Source organism: Streptomyces sp. CB00455, from assembly GCF_001905445.1.
GTDB lineage: Bacteria > Actinomycetota > Actinomycetes > Streptomycetales > Streptomycetaceae > Streptomyces.
In genome coordinates this window covers 66,325-83,809 of record NZ_LIVQ01000012.1, presented here as the reverse complement: position 1 = coordinate 83,809, position 17,485 = coordinate 66,325, and the positions used below count along the sequence as shown (strand labels likewise).

The 17,485-nt window shown below is 70.7% G+C and carries 13 protein-coding genes; 6 read left to right on the top strand and 7 right to left on the bottom strand.

Annotated features, from left to right (window positions below; all coding sequences use genetic code 11):
* Positions 1–38 precede the first annotated feature (38 nt).
* The 5 genes from cysK (at position 39) to AMK16_RS31730 (ending at position 4,934) form a co-directional block, all read left to right on the top strand.
* The gene (gene cysK, locus AMK16_RS31750) at positions 39–995 is read left to right on the top strand and encodes a cysteine synthase A (protein ID WP_073920839.1); all 957 of its coding nucleotides are present in this window, start codon (positions 39–41) and stop codon (positions 993–995) included.
* Positions 992–2,227: an ATP-grasp domain-containing protein gene (locus AMK16_RS31745; RefSeq protein ID WP_073920792.1), complete on the top strand. Its 1,236-nt coding sequence runs from the start codon at positions 992–994 to the stop codon at positions 2,225–2,227. Before cysK ends, AMK16_RS31745 begins: the two co-directional genes overlap by 4 nt.
* A 160-nt stretch (positions 2,228–2,387) precedes the next feature.
* Positions 2,388–2,648 (top strand): acyl carrier protein, encoded by a 261-nt coding sequence (locus AMK16_RS31740; protein WP_073920791.1) that lies wholly within the window; start codon positions 2,388–2,390, stop codon positions 2,646–2,648.
* Positions 2,649–2,699: 51 nt separating this feature from the next.
* On the top strand, positions 2,700–3,569 hold the full coding sequence (locus tag AMK16_RS31735) for a phytanoyl-CoA dioxygenase family protein (RefSeq protein ID WP_073920790.1): 870 nt from the start codon (positions 2,700–2,702) through the stop codon (positions 3,567–3,569).
* Between the two features lie 108 nt (positions 3,570–3,677).
* The gene (locus AMK16_RS31730; RefSeq protein WP_073920789.1) at positions 3,678–4,934 is read left to right on the top strand and encodes a cytochrome P450 family protein; all 1,257 of its coding nucleotides are present in this window, start codon (positions 3,678–3,680) and stop codon (positions 4,932–4,934) included.
* A gap of 118 nt (positions 4,935–5,052) precedes the next feature.
* On the opposite strand, the gene AMK16_RS31725 is transcribed toward AMK16_RS31730, so the two are convergent.
* Together AMK16_RS31725 and AMK16_RS31720 are read right to left on the bottom strand one after the other, a co-directional pair.
* Positions 5,053–5,484: an SgcJ/EcaC family oxidoreductase gene (locus AMK16_RS31725; protein WP_073920788.1), complete on the bottom strand. Its 432-nt coding sequence runs from the start codon at positions 5,482–5,484 to the stop codon at positions 5,053–5,055.
* 24 nt (positions 5,485–5,508) lie between these two features.
* Complete coding sequence (locus AMK16_RS31720; protein ID WP_073920838.1) at positions 5,509–6,693, bottom strand: acyl-CoA dehydrogenase family protein; 1,185 nt, start codon at positions 6,691–6,693, stop codon at positions 5,509–5,511.
* Between the two features lie 274 nt (positions 6,694–6,967).
* Here AMK16_RS31720 and AMK16_RS31715 point away from each other — a divergent pair, with 274 nt between their 5' ends.
* The gene (locus AMK16_RS31715; protein ID WP_073920787.1) at positions 6,968–8,554 is read left to right on the top strand and encodes a 4-hydroxyphenylacetate 3-hydroxylase family protein; all 1,587 of its coding nucleotides are present in this window, start codon (positions 6,968–6,970) and stop codon (positions 8,552–8,554) included.
* Positions 8,555–8,624: 70 nt separating this feature from the next.
* Here AMK16_RS31715 and AMK16_RS31710 read toward each other — a convergent pair whose 3' ends face one another.
* From AMK16_RS31710 to AMK16_RS31690, 5 genes are all read right to left on the bottom strand, one after another.
* Positions 8,625–9,962 (bottom strand): condensation domain-containing protein, encoded by a 1,338-nt coding sequence (locus AMK16_RS31710; protein WP_073920786.1) that lies wholly within the window; start codon positions 9,960–9,962, stop codon positions 8,625–8,627.
* 98 nt (positions 9,963–10,060) lie between these two features.
* The gene (cmdF, locus tag AMK16_RS31705) at positions 10,061–11,680 is read right to left on the bottom strand and encodes a tyrosine 2,3-aminomutase (protein WP_073920837.1); all 1,620 of its coding nucleotides are present in this window, start codon (positions 11,678–11,680) and stop codon (positions 10,061–10,063) included.
* Positions 11,681–11,761: 81 nt separating this feature from the next.
* A complete protein-coding gene (locus tag AMK16_RS31700; protein ID WP_073920785.1) occupies positions 11,762–14,434 on the bottom strand; it encodes an AMP-binding protein in 2,673 nt (890 codons plus the stop codon).
* Positions 14,435–14,467: 33 nt separating this feature from the next.
* Positions 14,468–15,916, bottom strand: coding sequence for an FAD-dependent oxidoreductase (locus tag AMK16_RS31695; RefSeq protein WP_079191873.1), 1,449 nt, complete (start codon positions 15,914–15,916; stop codon positions 14,468–14,470).
* A 164-nt stretch (positions 15,917–16,080) separates the two neighbouring features.
* Positions 16,081–17,328 carry an acyl-CoA dehydrogenase family protein gene (locus tag AMK16_RS31690; protein ID WP_073920784.1) on the bottom strand — a complete coding sequence of 416 codons (1,248 nt, stop codon included), beginning with the start codon at positions 17,326–17,328 and terminating at the stop codon, positions 16,081–16,083.
* Between the last annotated feature and the right edge of the window lie 157 nt (positions 17,329–17,485).

The window sequence follows — 17,485 nt, the reverse complement described above, 5'->3', positions numbered from 1 at the left end:
CGGCCCCGGCCGCCGTACCCCCGCACAGGAGCCCCGTCGTGACCACCGCGCTCGCCCCCGCAGACAGCCGCATCGCCGCAGGCGTCGAGGAACTCATCGGCAACACCCCGCTGGTCCGCCTCGCCGTCGCGGACGCCGGTCCTTCAGTCCGGGTCCTGGCCAAGCTGGAGTCGGCCAACCCGTACGCGAGCGCCAAGGACAGGGCAGCCCTGTACATGATCCGCGCCGCCGAACAGCGCGGAGATCTCCTGCCCGGCGGTACGGTCATCGAAGCCACCTCGGGCAACACCGGCATCACCCTGGCCGCGCTGAGCGCCGTACGCGGCTACCGATGCATCGTCGTCCTGCCGGACAGCGCGACCCGCGAGCGGATCGGCCTGCTGGGCGCGCTGGGCGCCGAAGTCGTGCACACACCGGCTGCCGAGGGATTCGCCGCAGCGGTCGCCAAGGCCGCGGAGATCGAAGCCGCCACCCCCGGCTCCTGGTACATGCGCCAGCACGAAAACCCCGACAACGTCCGGGCTCACTACGAGACCACCGGGCCGGAGATCTGGGCCGACACGGGCGGCCGGGTCGACGTACTGGTGGCCGGCGTCGGCACCGGCGGCACCCTGACCGGCGCGGGCCGCTACCTGCGCGAGCGCAACCCGGACCTGGAGATCGTCGCGGTCGAGCCGGAGAACTCGGCCCTGCTCTCCGGAGGCAGCGCCGGGGCCCACCGCATCCCGGGCCTCAACGGCGGCTTCATCTCGCCCACCACAGACATCTCGCTCATTGACCGGGTGCTCACGTGCCCGGACTCCGACGCCCTCGACACTGCCCGGGCGCTCCTGCGCGAGCAGGGCCTCTTCGCCGGACTCTCCTCCGGGGCCGCCGCCTTCGCCGCCGGCCTGCTCGCCCGCCGGCCCGCGTACGCCGGAAAGACCATCGTCACGATCCTGCCCGACACCGGGGAGCGGTACGTGAGCATCTGGAACGAGAGGACCACCTCATGACCACCACCCTGGTTCTGCACCGCGGATCCCTGCGCGCCAACCCCTACGGCCGGTGGCTGGAGGGACACGACTCGAAGATCGTCCTGCTCGGCTCGGCGGAGCAGCTGGCCCTGCACGGTGAGGAACTGCCGACCGAAGCACCGTACCTGCACGCAGAAACGCTGTCCGACTACGACCACGGCACGCACGTCGCCGACCGGGCGGCCCAGCTGATCAGCGAGTTCGGGGTGACCGACATCATCGCCACCCAGGAGTTCGACATCGAGCGTGCGGCCCTGCTGCGGGAGCAGTTCGGCCTGGAGGGGCAGCGTCCGGACTCTGCGGTCGTCTACCGCGACAAGTGGGAAATGAAGCGGGCCGCCGAAGCGGCGGGCATCCCGGTCGCCGCGCACGCCCTGCTGACCGAGGCCGGCGACCTGACCCGCTTCGTCGCCGACCACGGCCTGCCGGTCGTGGCCAAGCCCCGCCGCGGAGCCCTGTCGATGGGTGTGGCCATCCTGCGGACCGAGCGGGAGCTGGCCGACTGGGCCGCCGGGACCCAGCTCCGCGACGAGCGGGGTGAGCCGGGCTGGCTGGTGGAGGCATACGTCGACGGGGCGATGTGTCATGTGGACGGCACCGTGCTCGACGGCGAGATCGCCAGCCTGTGGCCCTCTCAGTACACCTACGCGCTCGCGGACTTCCGCGACCGCAAGGGCCGGGTGGACATCGCCCTCGACACCACCGATCCGCTGGCCCGCCGGCTGGCCGCCTTCGGCGAGCAGGTCCTGGCCGCCTTCGGCGGACCCGAGCACTTCGCCTTCCACATCGAGGTGTTCGTCACCCCCGACGGTGAGCTGCTGCTGTGCGAGGCCGCCTCACGGGCCGGCGGGGCCGGGGTACGAGACGTGCAGCGGGCCCTGTTCGGCTTCGACCCGATGGAGTACCCGGTACGCCGGCAGCTGGGGCTGCCCGTGGAGCGCGAGCCGCGCCGCGACCCGTCCTGCATCGCCGGGCAGTTGCTCTTCACCAAGCGCCCCGGGGTCCTGCGAGCCCTGCCCGACCCGGCGCAGATGCCGCCCGGCGTCCTCAAGTACCAGACGTTCGCGCAGGTCGGAGAGAGGGTGGAGGACGCCTCGCACTCCGGCGACTTCCTGGCTGCCTTCATCGTCTCGGGCGCCGACCGCGCCGACTGTGAGGCGCGGATCCGAGAGGTGGAGCGCTGGTTCACCGCGGGCCTCGCCATCGGCTGACATCCGGTCCCCCCTGCTGCGCGCCGCGCCGTCCGGGCACCGTCCGCCGGGCAGCCGCAGGGCGCCGCAATCCAGGAGATGCCCCCTCCCCGGGGCGGGTGTGAAGCTGCCGGGGCACGCCGTGTGGGCGTCTCAGAATCCGGGAGAGGGAGAAGTGCGCATGAGCACCGATGTGGCGACGGTCGACAAGACGCTCGAAACGATCTGGACGGAAATCCTCGGGGATCTGTCCGAGGACCAGAAGGACGCGACGTTCTTCGAGGCGGGCGGCGAGTCGATCTCGGCCACCCGCATCGTCTCGCGCATCGAGGAGGAGCTCGACGTCGAGATCGAGGTCGGCGACATCTTCGAGGAGGACCCGAACCTGGCGTCCCTCATCCGCATCGTCAAGGCCCGTGCCGCCGGCTCCCGCGAGAACTGAAGGAGCCAGAGGCCCGAGGCACGCGAGCGAAGCGGAGAAGGTGAACAGCTGATGGCAGCTCTGCAGCGGGTCGGGCCCGACACCGCCCTCGACGACGTCGTGGAGATCCTGGAGCGGGACGGCGGGGTGATCGTCGAGGACCTCGCCGACACCGACACCCTCGAAGGGCTGTGGCGGGACCTCGGCCCCGACCTGGAGGCCCGCGACTACAGCGGCGACTGGTACAACGGCACCCGCACCCGCCGGGTCTCCTCGATCTTCGCCCGGACCACCCGGCTCACTCCGGTGGTCACCCATTCGCTGTTCCTCGGTGCGGCACGCAGGATCATGCAGCAGCCCGTGCACGTGTGGATCGGCCGGTCGCGTACCGAACTGGTCCCGACGGTGCAGATCAGCGGCACGCAGGCCATCCAGATCCACAAGGGCCAGGGCAAGCAGCCACTGCACCGCGACGACGCCCTGCACCTGCGGCGCCATCCCGGCCCCACCAGCCGGGTCCAGCTCATGCTGGCCATGAGCGACTTCACGGCCGCCAACGGCGGCACGATGGTGATCCCGGGCAGCCACCACTGGGACGACGAGCGCGCCCCGCGCACCGAAGAGGCCCACCCGACCGAGATGCGGGCCGGATCCGGCCTGATCTGGCTGGGCGGCGTCTACCACGGAGGCGGCAGCAACACGACGGACACCCCGCGCACCGGCCTGACCATCGCCCTCGACCTGGGCAACCTGCGCCAGGAGGAGAACCAGTACCTCGCGGTGCCGAGGGAAGCCGTACGTGCCTATCCCGAGGAGGTGCGGCGGCTACTGGGCTACGACCGCTGCCCGCCGGGCCTGGGCTGGTACGAGATGGACGACCCCTACGTCGTCCTGGAGAGCGGCTGCCCGGCGAACGCACCGGCACCGGCCGGGTCCCGGTAGCACGCCACGGATACCGGCCGCCGGCACCGGCCGGCTCCCCCTCCGTGGCCGGCGCCCACGCCCGGCCACGCCGACCGATCCACAGACCATGTCACCTCGGGAGAACCCATGACGCAGCGCTGCCCCGTCGCACACACCCTGGACACCACGGGCCAGGACATCCACACCGAAGCCGCCGCGCTGCGCGCGCAGGGGCCCGCCGTCAGGGTGGAGCTCCCCGGCGGGGTCCTGGCCTGGTCGATCAACGACTACGCGACCGTGCGCAGGATCCTGACGGACCCCCTGGTCACCAAGAGCGCCCGCAACCACTGGCCGGACTTCATCGAGGGCCGGATCCGCCCGGACTGGGAAATGATCAGCTGGATCGCGATGGACAACATGGTCACCGCGTACGGCAAGGACCACATCCGGCTGCGCCGCCTGGTCGGCAAGGCGTTCACCCCGCGCCGCACCGAGGCCGTCCGCCCGCTCATCGTGGGCCTCACCAACCACCTCCTGGATGCCCTCGCCTCCGTGGAGCCGGGTGAGACCGTGGACCTGCGCGAGCGTTTCGCCTACCCGCTGCCCGCCATGCTGGTGGCCGAGCTGATCGGCATGGGCGAGGAGCAGCGCGCGGCGACCGCAAAGGTCATCGACATGATGGTGGACACTACGGTCACCCCCGAGCAGGCCCAGGCCGTGCTGGCGAACTGGCGCGGGGCCATGGAGGAGCTGGTCGCGCAGAAGCGCGCCAACCCCGGTGAGGACATCACGAGCGACCTGATCGCCGCCCGCGACGAGGACGGCACGCGCCTGTCCGAGTCGGAGCTGTGCGACACGATCTTCGCGATCCTCGGCGCCGGGTCCGAGACCACCATCAACTTCTTCGACAACGCGATCACCGCACTGCTCAACAACCCCGGCCAGCTCGCCCTCGTCCTGTCGGGCGAGGCATCGTGGGACGACGTGATCGACGAAACGCTGCGCGTCGAGTCGCCGCTGGCCCACCTGCCGCTGCGGTACGCCGTCGAGGAGATCGAGCTGGACGGGGTGACGATCCCCAAGGGCGACCCCATCCTCGTCAACTACAGCGCTGTCGGCCGCGACCCGCAGCTGCACGGAGAGAGCGCCGGCGAATTCGACATCACCCGCGCCGACAAGGAGCACCTGTCCTTCGGATTCGGCCCGCACTACTGCCTGGGCGCGGGCATCGCCCGCCTGGTGGCGACCGTCGGCCTGTCCACCCTCTTCGAGCGGTTCCCGGGACTGAACCTCGCCGTGCCGGCCGAAGAGCTCCAGCCGCTGCCGACCTTCATCATGAACGGTCACCGCGCCCTGCCGGTGCGCCTGACCGCGGATGTCCTGTCCGGCGCCGGAGCCCGCTGACCACGCACGGGGCCGGCACGAAGAGCGGCACGAAGAGCGGCGCCCCCCGGGATCCGGGGAGCGCCGCTCTTCGTGTGCGCGGTGGGCGAGTGGCCGCAGCCACTCACCCACCGGCGGATCAGGCGCTGTCGCGCGGGCTGTTCTGGTAGGCGGCGAGGTACCACTCGCCGTCCTCCTTGGCGGCCACCCAGGTGGCGCGTACGGCGCGCTCGTCGGCGACCTCGGACTCGCCGGGGGCGAGTACGCCGCCCTGGGTGACCACGACGGCCACGTCGGAGCGGATGAACTTCAGGGCCAGCGGCGTTCCGGTGACCTGAGTGCCCTTGAACGGGCCCTGGAAGGCCGCGGCCATGAATGCCTCGATCTCCTCACGGCCGTCGCGGTACGCGCCGGGCAGGATCATCGTTCCCTGAGGAGTGAACACCTGGGCGAACGCCGTGGCGTCGTGCTTCGCCCAGGCCGCGACGATGCGGCCGGGAAGCGCGGCGACGGCGGCCTTGTCGGCGTCGGAGACGGCGGTGCCGGCCGGGGCGGCGGGTGATGTGGTCATGCTGGTCCCCTGATTCGGTCGGGTTCAGATGTAGAGGGAGTTGGGCTCAAGGCCGCACAGGACCCGGCCGTAGAGCTCGGCGTTGGTGTCCGGGTGCATCAGTGCGTGCAGGTTCACGGCCTGGATGTCCCGGGAGATGCGCTGGATCGGGACGCTGGTGTAGATCGAGGAGCCGCCGCTGGCCGTGGCGAAGATGTCCACGGCCTCCTTGGCGAGGCGGCAGACCGCGCCCATGTCGGCGCGGGCGCGGACCCGCTCCTCCAGCGTCCACTGGGCACCCGTCGCGTTCTTGCCGTCGACGAGGTCGGCCAGCCGGAAGGCGTGGAACTCGGCCTGGTCGATCTTGAGAGTGGCGTCGGCGACCTGGAGGTGAGTCAGCGGGGCCTCGGCCTGGCTGGCGTAGTTCGTGTACGTGATCTTGCGCTCGGGCAGCCGGGCCAGGAAGGCGTCCTTGGCGGCGCGGGCCATGCCGAGCACTGCGCCCACCGAGGACGCGGAGGCGACCGGGAGCAACGGTGCCCGGTACATCGCGACATCGGCGTTGGCCTGGGAGGCGCCGCCCTGCCCCTGCACGATCGCGCCCAGGGGCAGCACGCGGTCGGCGGGGACGAAGACGTTCTCCGCGAGGGTGCTCACGCTGCCCGTGCCCTTGAGGCCGGCGGTGTGCCAGTCATCGATGATCTGGAGGTCCGAGACCGGAACCAGCGCCATGATCGGCATGGGCTCGCTGTCCGGAGCGATCTGCACGGCGACGATGACCTGCCACTGTGCGTGCAGGGCGCCGCTGATGAAGCCCCACTTGCCGTTGACCACGATGCCGCCGTCGGCCGGGACGGCCATCGCGCTCGGGCTCAGGGTGCCGCAGACGCGGACGTCGGGGGTGGCGAAGACCTCGTCCTGGACGTGGTCCGGGAACAGGCCGGCCATCCAGGTGGGGATCCAGTAGACCGAGGCGGTCCAGCCCGTGGAGCCGTCGGCACGGCCGAGCTCGGCGGCAACCTCGACCAGGGTCCGGGTGTCGCTCTCGTAGCCACCGAACCGGGCGGGCGCCCGCATACGGAAGATACCGGCGTCGGCCAGGGCCTCGATCGAATCGTCGTGAATCCGCCGGTTGTCCTCCGACCAGTCCGAGTTCTTCTGCAGAACCGGCACCAGTTCGGACGCTCGACGAACAAGCTGTTCCCGTGCAGGAACGTCGGTCGTCGTCAGCACCATATCCTCCTGGAAAAGATGTCCTATCCCCGGAGGCCGGAAATTGGCCGTCCGCGATATTTAGGGACGACCCTGGCAGTCTGCGACGATCGGACGCATCTTCGAGATTGCGGGATCAGCCCGCTTCGGCGTCCGCCCGACGCCTTCCCGGCCCGGGCCGCCCACGACGCCGCATCCTAGGAGAAGGCCCGGCCCCTCCCCGGCTGCGACGATGAGGGCGCCACCAAGTCCTGGAACGCGCCTCGTGTAAGAGGAAGAGGGAAGAAAACTGATGACCGAGCGTCAGGATATCCCTGCCGGTCCCGCCGTGGAACGGCGGAAAACCCGCCCATTGACGGGTGATGAATACATCGAAAGCCTGCGGGACGGCCGGGAGATATATATCTACGGTGACCGGGTAAAGGATGTCACCAAGCATCCCGCATTCCGTAATCCGATCCGCATGACCGCACGTCTGTACGACGCTCTGCACGATCCGGCCAATCGCGGTGTCCTGACCAGGCCCACGGACACCGGCAGCGACGGGTACACGCACAGTTTCTTCACCACTCCGCGCAGCGTCGACGACCTGGTGGCCGACCAGAAGGCCATCGCGGAGTGGGCCCGCATGAGCTACGGGTGGATGGGGCGCAGCCCCGACTACAAGGCGTCGTTCCTCGGCACGCTCGGCGCCAACGCGGACTATTACGCGCCGTACTCGGACAACGCGCAGCGCTGGTACCGGGAGTCACAGGAGAAGGTGCTCTTCTGGAACCACGCCATCGTCCACCCGCCGGTCGACCGCAACCTGCCGCCCGACGAGGTGGAGGACGTGTTCATCCACGTCGAGAAGGAGACCGACGCCGGTCTGGTGGTCAGCGGCGCCAAGGTGGTCGCCACGGGCTCAGCCCTGTCCCACTACAACTTCATCGCCCACTTCGGTCTGCCGGTCAAGAAGCGGGAGTTCGCGCTGGTCGCCACCATCCCGATGGACGCGCCGGGCATGAAGCTGATCTGCCGCCCGTCCTACACCGCGACTGCCGCCGTCATGGGCAGCCCCTTCGACTACCCCCTCTCCTCCCGGCTCGACGAGAACGACACCATCCTCGTCCTGGACAAGGTCCTGATCCCCTGGGAGAACGTCTTCGTCTACGGCCACCTGGGGAAGGTCCAGATGTTCCCGGCCCGCTCGGGCTTCGTGGAGCGCTTCACCTTCCACGGGTGCACCCGGCTTGCCGTGAAGCTGGAGTTCATCGCCGGTCTCCTGGTCAAGGCGCTGGAGATCACCGGAACCAAGGACTTCCGCGGTGTCCAGACCCGCATCGGTGAAGTGCTCGCCTGGCGCAACCTGTTCCTGGGGCTGTCGGACGCCGCCGCGCGCAATCCCGTCGAGTGGAAGAACGGAGCGCTGCTGCCCAATCCGCAGTACGGCATGGCGTACCGGTGGTTCATGCAGATCGGCTATCCGCGGATCAAGGAGATCATCCAGCAGGACGTCGCGAGCGGCCTGGTCTACGTCAACTCCAGCGCCCAGGACTTCAAGAACCCGGACGTGCGCCCCTACCTCGACAAGTACCTGCGGGGCTCGGGCGGGGTGGAGGCGGTCGACCGCGTCAAGGTGATGAAGCTCCTGTGGGACGCGGTGGGAACCGAGTTCGGCGGGCGCCACGAGCTCTACGAGCGCAATTACGCCGGCAACCACGAGAACACCCGCGTGGAGCTGCTCTTCTCCCAGATGACCTCAGGTCAGGTCGACGGGTACAAGGCCTTCGCGGAGGCGTGCCTGTCCGAGTACGACCTGGACGGCTGGACCGTGCCTGACCTCTCCTCCTTCGATGACCTGCGGACCGCGGCCCACGGCTCCTTGAACGACGCCTGACCCCGTGACGGCGAACGCCCGCGACCCCCTCCGGGGGACGCGGGCGCTGTCATGCCCGGGGCGAACGGGATCAGTAGAGGGTCAGCGGCGCGTCGGGAGTGACGACCGTCCGCTCCAGCACCTTTCGGAAACCGGCGGCGAACTCGGCCATGGTGCTCTCGTAGTAGAGGTTGGTGTTGTAGCCCACGTGGCCGAGCATCTGCCCGGAGAGGGGGTCGATGTCCAGCTGGAACATCACGCCGTCGGGGATGTCCGTGCTCACGGGCTGCGACAGCAGGCGGCGGCGGATCTCGGAGATCCGCAGGTCGCCCGCCTCCTCACCCTCCAGCGCGGGGAACTGGAAGACCTGGAAGGCGATGACGCCGAGGTCGTCCGCGCCGAAGGAGGCCGCGAGTTCCGGGGCCTCGGCGGCGACCTGGCCGAACGGCAGGGCATTGCCGTACGCCTTCAGACAGGTCGTGCGGGTCCGCTGCACCACGTCGCGGAAGGTGGCGGCGCCGGCGACGGAGGTCCGGAGCGGGACGAAGTTGAAGAACGCCCCGACCGTGTTCTGGAACCTCGCCGGGCCGCGGCCCGAGGCCATCGTCGGGACGACGACGTCGGTGGCGCCGAGGCGCTCGTTGAGGAAGACTTTGTAGGCCGCGAGCAGAACCATGAAGGCCGAGCTGCGGGTCTCCTTGGCGAGGGCCAGCGCCGCCGAGGTCAGCTCCGCGTCGATCTGGAAGCGGTGCACGGACGTGGTCTTCTCCACGCCCGCCGACTTCAGGTGGTCCGTCGGAACCCCCGTGATCTTCGCCCCGGCCAGCTGCTCACGCCAGTAGCCGCGCGCCTTCACATCGGCTTCGGGCGCGAAGCGCTCGCGCTCCCACCGGGCGAAGTCCTGGAACTGGGTGGCCTCGGGGAGCTCGGCGGCCCCGTGGCCGCGCCGCTCGGCGTAGAAGGCACCGAAGTCCCTGATGATCAGCTGGATGGACACCTCGTCGGCCGCCGTGTGGTGGGCGATCAGGACCAGGACCGCGTCGTCCTCGTCGAACCGGCCCAGGACCGCGCGCAGCAGCGGCAGCTCGCCCACGCCGTAGTGGCCGCCCTCCAACTCGATGAGCAGTTCCTCCGCGCGACGGTCGCGTGCCGCCACGTCCGGCTCGGGGATCTCACGCACGGTCAGGGAGACCGGCGAGGCCGCCAGGATCTCCTGGCGCTGGCCGCCGGGGGTGCGCACGATCGTCGTGCGCAGCGCCTCGTGGCGCTCCACGACGTCGTCCAGCGCACCCTGCAGGGCGTCGGGGTCTGCCTTCCCGGCCAGCCGCCAGCCGCCGACGATGTTGTAGAGCGGGCCGAAGGGGCCCTTCTCGTCGCCCTGGTCGAACATGCACAGGAACTCTTGGTTGAAGGAGAGGGGAATGCTCATCGGGTCGTCCCAGGTGTCGTGGAGGGAAGCGGCGGCCCCCGGCGGCCCATGTGTTGCGTACGGCCGCCGGGGCGCAGAGGCGAGATCGGGGGCGGGGCTCAGCGCAGTTCGGCGCCGGTGGAGCTCGCGGCGGCCAGGAACTCGCCGCGCGAGAGGGCGGCGGCGACCAGCTCGATGTCGTCGGACATGTAGCGGTCCTCCGCCAGCGTGGGGACCAGCGAGCGGATCTGATCGTATGTGGCCTTGCCGGTGGGGCTGAGCTTCTCGTAGCGGCCGGACAGGTCGACGGCCTGAGCGGCGGCGAGGAACTCGACCGCGAGGATGCGGGTGTTGTTCGACAGGACCCGGCGGGCGTTGCGGGTGGCGATCAGGCCCATGCTGACGACGTCCTGGTTGTCACCGTTGGACGGGACGCTCTGGGTGCTCGCAGGACCGATGGTCCGGTTCTCCGCGACCAGCGCGGTGGCGGGGTACTGGGCTCCGGCGAAGCCGCTGTTGAGGCCCGGGTCGTTGGCGACGAGGAATTCCGGCAGACCGTCACTGAGGTGCCGGTTGAGCAGGCGGTTGGTACGGCGTTCGGAGAACACACCCAGCTGGGTGAGGGCCAGCATGACGAAGTCCATGGCGAAGGCGATCGGCTGGCCGTGGAAGTTCGCGCCGTGGAAGACCTCCTTGCCGTCGAAGAACAGCGGATTGTCGTTGGAGGAGTTCAGCTCGGTCTCGAGCTTGTCCACGGCGTGGTAGAGGGTGTCGCGCACGGCTCCGACGACCTGCGGGATGGCTCGCAGCGTGTACGCCTTCTGCAGGTAGACCTCGGTGCGCGAAACACCGTCGCCGGTGCGCTGCTCCTGCGCCTGGCGGCGCAGCTCCGCGTGCTCGACCATCAGGCGGCTGCCGCTGAGCAGGGCGCGCATGTTGGCCGCGGTGTCGATCTGGCCCTGGTGCGGGCGGGCGATGTCGTGGCCCTCGGCCTGGAACGGGCTGGTCGAGCCGCGCAGCGCCTCGAGGACGAGGGCGGTACCGATCTCGGCCTGCCGCACCTGGTCCAGGGCGCGGGCCACGACCAGGGAGCCCAGACCCGTCATGGCGGAGGTGCCGTTGATCAGCGCGAGGCCTTCCTTGAAGCGCAGCTGGAGCGGCTCGATGCCCTTCTCCCGCAGCACCTCCGCGGTCGGGACACGCTTGCCGTCCTTGAGGACGTAGCCCTCGCCGATGAGCGTGCCGGCGATGTGGGAGAGCGGGGCCAGGTCACCGCTGGCGCCGAGCGAGCCGATCTCCGGGATCGCCGGCGTGATGCCCTCGTTGAGGTAGAGGGCCAGACGCTCCAGCAGCTCGGGGCGCACGGCCGAGTAGCCCTTGGAGAGGGCGTTGAGACGAGCGGCCATGATTGCGCGGGCCTCGTCCTCTGCGAACAGCGGGCCGACCCCGGAGCTGTGGCTGCGGACCAGGTTGGTCTGGAGCTCTATCTCCTTCGACTTGTCGACCTGCATGTAGATCATCTCGCCGTAGCCGGTGGTGACGCCGTAGACGGGGGCACCCTCCTGGACGATCTTCTCGAACTGGACGCGGCTCCTGGCCGCCTTGGCCAGTGTCTGCGAGCTCACGGTGACCGGCGCCAGGTCTTCCGCCACCCGGCGGACCGCGGCGATGTCGAGCGTCTCGCCGTCGAAGCTGACGCTCGACCCTTCGGAGCCGACCGAGAAGTCCGTCTCAAGCAGTGTCACGACATTCACCCCAAGTGATATGTGATAAGCGAGTTCAGTGGAAGGAGGCCCTTCGGCCGTCCCCGGTCCCGGTGCTCAGCTGGCGGCCGCGCCGGCCCCGGCCAGTGCGCGCCGGTCGACTTTGCCGCCCGTGTTGCGGGGCAGGCTGTCCAGCGTCACGAACGACAACGCGGGCAGGGTCCTGCCGAACCACCGCACCAGGGCGGCCCGCCAGTCGGCCGAGGTGGCCACCGGATCGCCGTCCGGTGTCCGGTGGGGCACCACGTACGCCTCCAGCCGCGTCACGAGTCCGTCGGGACCGGCGTGCGCGACCACGGCGCAGGAGGACACCGATTCGTGCGCGGCCAGCGCCGCTTCGATGCCGATGAGCTCCAGCCGCGTGCCGGAGATCTTGATGCGGGAGTCACCGCGCCCGGAGTACTCCAGCGAACCGTCCCAGCGCCGGCGGCCCCGGTCTCCGGTGCGGTGGATGCCGTTGCGGGTGATCGCGGCCAGACTGTCGCCGGCCAGGGGGCGGAAGGCCTCACAGCCGGGACCCTCACCGATGTAGCCGGGCGTCACGTGCGGGCCCAGCACGACGACGTCACCCGTGACGCCGGTGGGGCAGGGCCGGTCGTTCTCGTCCAGGACCAGCACCTGACGGCCGGGGACGGACTGACCGATCGGCACGGCGCCGTGCACGGGCGCGGCGACCTCGGCCCAGGTGGCCAGGATCGTCTCGGTGGAGCCGTAGAGGTTGACCAGCCGTGTGGCGGGCAACGCCGCCCGCACGGCGTCCGCCAGCTCCCCGGAGAGTGCCTCGCCCGCCAGGAGCAGATGCCCGAGGGACTCCAGGCGTCCCGGGACGGAGCCGATGGCGCCGAGCAGCTCCCGCGCGAAGCTGGGAACCGTCTGCAAGTGGGTGATGCGCTGCGAGTCGAGCCAGTCCGCCAGCTTCTCCGGATGCGCCCGCAGCCGCTCGGGCACGGGGCACAGGGTGGCCCCGACGGCCAGGGCTGCGAAGACCTCCACCAGGGCGGCGTCGTAGCCGGGAGAGGCCCACTGGGCCACGCGTGAGCCCGGCCCGATGCCGAACTCGCCGGTGAACCAGTCGATGAACTGGGCGAAGGTGCGGTGGGTCTGGGGTATGCCTTTGGCGGTGCCGGTCGTACCGGAGGTGTAGGTCACGTAGGCCCACCGGTGGGGCGAGGCCGCCGCGCCCGGTCTCCCCGGCCCGGTCGGCACGGAGGTGCCGACCGGGCCGGGGACCGCCCGGTCGGGGGTTTCCGGGTAGGGGTGGACGTCCGTGAAGGCGTCCAGGTCCAGGACGTGTCCGTCCAGTTCGCTCCGGTACCAGTCGACGAGGCCGCGGTCGCCGCGGTCGCCGGCCAGGACCAGGCAGTGCGGCCGCAGACTGTCGAAGACGGCCTTGCCGCGCTCCCCGGTGCCGTCAGTGCCCAGGCACACAGCGTGCGCTCCCGCGCCGAAGGCGCCGAGCAGGGCCGCGGCCTGGCGGGATCCGGGGGGAAGCATCAGCGCCACCGCCGAACCCTCGCCGACGCCGAGCGCGCGCAGGGCGTCGGTGATGCGCGAGGACCGCGCGAGGAGTTCGCCGTAGGTGACCTCGCCGGTGGCCTCGGACAGCGCGATCGCGCCGGGCGCGCTCCGCGCCACCTCGCGGAAACGCTCGTGGACCGCGGGGGCGCTCCACTCGCCGGCCGCCGCCGCGTCGGCTTCGAGGACCGCGTGCAGGATCTGCTCGGGGCTCTCCAGGGGAAGTGTGTGCGCCGGCGTCCCGGGATCGGCCAGAGCCGCCTCCAGCACGGTGCGCAGCTGGCCGAGGAAGCCGGCCGCGGCGCCCGGGTCGTACGGAGTGGTGCGGAAGGTCAGGTGACCGGTGACGGAGGGAGTGGTCTGGTGCACCGTCAGGGCGATGTCGGCCTCGGGCGCGTCGCCGCGGAACCAGCCTTCGTCCGAGCGGAGCCTGCGCACGCGGGCCCCCGCCAGCCTGAGGACCGGTCCGAACGGGTCGGCCGTGGCGAACACCGCGTCATACGGGCCCTCTTGGGTGGCCGCCGCGCCGGACCCGGCGGTCCGCTGGAGCGGGAGGCGCTGGTCGGCGGCGGCCGAGCGCCGCAGCGCGGCCGTCCGCAGCAGCAGATCGCGAAAGACGGGACGTCCCGAGAAGTCCCCGCGGATGCGCCCGCCCCCCGTGACGGCGACCGTCAGGCCCTCCTCGACGTGGTGCCGCCCGAGCAGCCAGTGGTAGGCGGTCAGCAGGACGTCGTAGGGAGTGACCCCTTCCCTGGCGCTCACCTCGCCGAGCGACGCGGCGAGCTCCGTGCCCCAGTCGAAGTCGGCGCTGCCGAAGTCACCGGTGCGCCCCGCGGTCTCCGAGGCGTAGGCGGCGGAGAGGTCGTCCGCGAGACCGGCCAGCGAGCGGCCGGCTGCGAACGCCCGGTTGACCGCGATCAGCAGCAGGTGGCCGCCGTCGGCGAACCGCGCGACGGTCAGACGCGCTGCCGGGCCGCGGTCCGCGGGGAAGGAAAGCGCGAGCGGGTCGCCCCACAGGCGCTCGGCCGCCTCCCACGCACCGGCGTCCGCCACCGTGCCGAGGTCGGTGAACCAGTGGGCGTCACTGCCCGGCCTGGCGGCGCCGCCAGGCACGTCGTGCCCGGCGGTGGCGTTCCGCCAGGCGGCGCGCAGCGCCTGAGTGTCGAGGCCGCCGGTGACGGCGTACGCCCTGACAACATGAGCCGTCTCGGTCATGCCCACTCCCTTCGTCTGATGTGGTCGGTCAGGTCAGTGACTGACCAGCTCGTCGGCCGACCGGGAGGGGGCCGCGGGCTGGGCGGCGGGAGCCGCCTGCGAATTCTGGGCGCCACCGGTGGCGGTGCCCGTGATCTTCTCGACCGCGTCGCGGGCGACGTTCCACAGGACCCGGGCGATGAACGCGGGGCGCATCATCGCGTCGGGCTTGTCGACGAGACCCGCGCCGCGCATGTAGGCGGCGGTGATCCTGCCGTCGCGGGTCGCCGCGGTCTGTACCAGCTTGAGGAAGGTCTGCGCGGCCTTGACCTGCGGCGTGCGCTCGCCCTTGACCCCGGGGAAGGTGAGGTCGACGGTGTTGGTCATCTCCCACGGCGGGTCTATGACGTCGCGGGCCAGGTCACGGAAGTAGTCAGCGGGGATCGGGGCCGCACCGGTGTGCAGGTGGTCGCGGATGGTCAGGGCGCCGAGTGCGGCGGCCGTCATGCCCTGTGCGTAGACCGGGTTGAAGGTCGTGACGGCGTCACCGGTGACCAGCAGGCCCTCCGGAAAGCGCGGCATGTCCTCGTAGCGGCGGCGCAGGGTCGTCGGGAAGCGGAACGCGACCGGCTCGTCGAGCGGCTCGGCGTGCTGCAGGGCGTCGTAGATGTCCGGCACCGCGAGCGACTTGACCCACGCGTACAGGCCGTCCTGGTCGGTGGGCGGGTGGTCGCCCAGGAGACCGTAGGTGGTCAGCTCGACGCGGTCGCCGTCGGTCTTGGTGAAGATGGCGCCGCGGGGGAGCTCGGGAGACGCCACCGGGTTGATGGACAGGTCCCCGTGGTAGGGGTCCTCCAGCAGCTTGTAGTGCTGGGTGACGTACCCGAGGCCGATCTTCTTGCGCTCCTCGACGACGCGCGGGTAGCCGAACTCCTCCAGCCACACCGGGGTGCGCGAGCCGCGGCCCGTCGCGTCGACCACGAGGTCGGCGTCGATGGTCTCCTCGGCGCTGTCAGCGGCCAGGCTCTGGACGCGTACGCCGGTGACCTTGCCGTGGTCGGCCGTCGTCACCAGGCCGAGGATGTCGTGTTCCTCGAAGAAGGCCACGTTGGCCAGCGCTGCGGTGCGCCGGCGGATGTGCTTCTCCAGCATGGGACGGCTCGCGGCCACACAGGTCAGCCCGGCCACCTGCTGCTTGAGCGGCTTGCCGTTGAAGTACCAGCGCACGTGGCCCGCGAGGTCGCCCGTCGGAACGCCGTCGGCGAAGAGCTCCTCGGTGATGCCCGGGTACAGCTCCTCCATGACCAGCTGACCGCGGGCCAGCAGACCGTTGATGTGGCGGCTCTGGGGGCAGTTCTTGCGTGGGCCCTCCACCCCGACCAGCACGTCGCGGTCAACGATGAGCACTTCGTCGTATGCATCGGCGAGCACTCTGGCCGCGAACAGGCCGGCGATGCTTCCGCCGAGTACCACCGCGCGAGTACCGGTCTTGTCGCCCGACACGGGGACCTCCTCGAATTTCCCGTTATGGGATGGGAATAAGGGGTTGGGATGGGAATCACATGAATCGGATTCGGTGCTGCCGATCGTCGCGCCCGGCCGAGCCGTGGCGCATCTCCTGGTGTGCTGCCCCGCCGGGCGGTCGTGCCGCATTCCGGCAGGCAGGGTCAGTGAACGCCGGCGCCGGCGGCGAAGTGCGCACGCGAGAGCTCGCGCGCGGCCGAGGTGAAGAGGAACAGCGCGATGCCCGCGTGGCTCTGCTGCATGGACATGTCCCGCCAGACGCGCTCCATGCGCTGGCCCTGACGCACCGCGCTGGAACCGGCGGTGGGGAACAGGTACGCCTCGACGGCCCGCCAGCTCATCCGGACCGACTCCCGGCAGATGGTGGCGATACGCAGTTCGAGTTCCGGGGTGACGTGTTCTGCTCCCCGGGCAGCGGCCTCCTCCCACTGGCGGACGGCACCCAGCAGGCCGGCCTCGGCGGAGTGGACGAGCCCCGCCGCCTGTCCGTACCAGTACTGGAAGTCGGGGTCCTCGGTGCGCGGCACGATGGGCGGGAACATGGTGTGGCGTTCGCGCATCAGCTCCTCGTACGCGTCGAGGGCGTTCTTGGCCATGCCCACGGCGAGCGCCGCATCCTCGAGGATCATGAAACTCAGCGGCCCGCCGCCGTACGTCGCATTGCCGTGCAGGGCACGGCCCGGAGTACCACCGCTGACGTCCACCTGGCTCATGTGGGTGTCCAGCGTGAGGTGGGAGGGGACGCGGCCGTTCTCGATCCGGATGCTGTGCGAACCGCTGCCGCGCAGACCCAGCGTCCCGTGCCAGTCGTCGAGCCGGGTGAACTCGCTGCGCGGGGCGACGAACAGCATCGGCCGCATTTCTCCCCCGCCGCCGTCCACCAGGGTGTGGCCTATGAAATGCGTGGCGTACGGCGAGCCGGAACAGTACTTCCAGGTGCCATTGAGCACCCATTGACCGTCCGCGTTGCGCTCTGCGGTGCCGCTCGGTGCGACCGTCGCCGGAGCGATGAAGTCACCGCCGGCGAAGACCTCCGCCTGAGCCCGCTCGTCGAACAGCGTCGCCACCGCGTGGGCGTGCGCCGCGCCCAGGCAGAACATCCATCCTGTCGACGGACAGCCACGGGTCAGGGCGACCACCACGCGCATGAACGTGCCGACGCCGAACTCGTAGCCGCCATAGCGGCGTGGTACCAGGATCCTGTAGAAGCCGGCCGCCCGGAACTCCTCGTGCGTGTCCTCGGCGTAGAAGCCGCGCTGCTCCGTCTCGGCCTGGCGCTCGATCAGGCCCTGGGCCAGGGCCTCGGCCCGGGCCACGACCTCCTCGGGGGTCAGACCCGGCTCGGGCGGGAGAACGGCGGTCCATTCGGGAGCACTCGCGGTGACTGTCATTGCTGCGCGGATTCCTTTGTCTCGGACGATGGCCTTCGCGCGGCCACACCACCTGCGGCGCCGGCGCGCTGCGGCCGTGGCCCACGGCCGACGGTGGCAGAGTCGCACCGGCCCCGAGCGAGGCGCATCTCCTGGTTTGCGGCACCCGGGCGGCCCC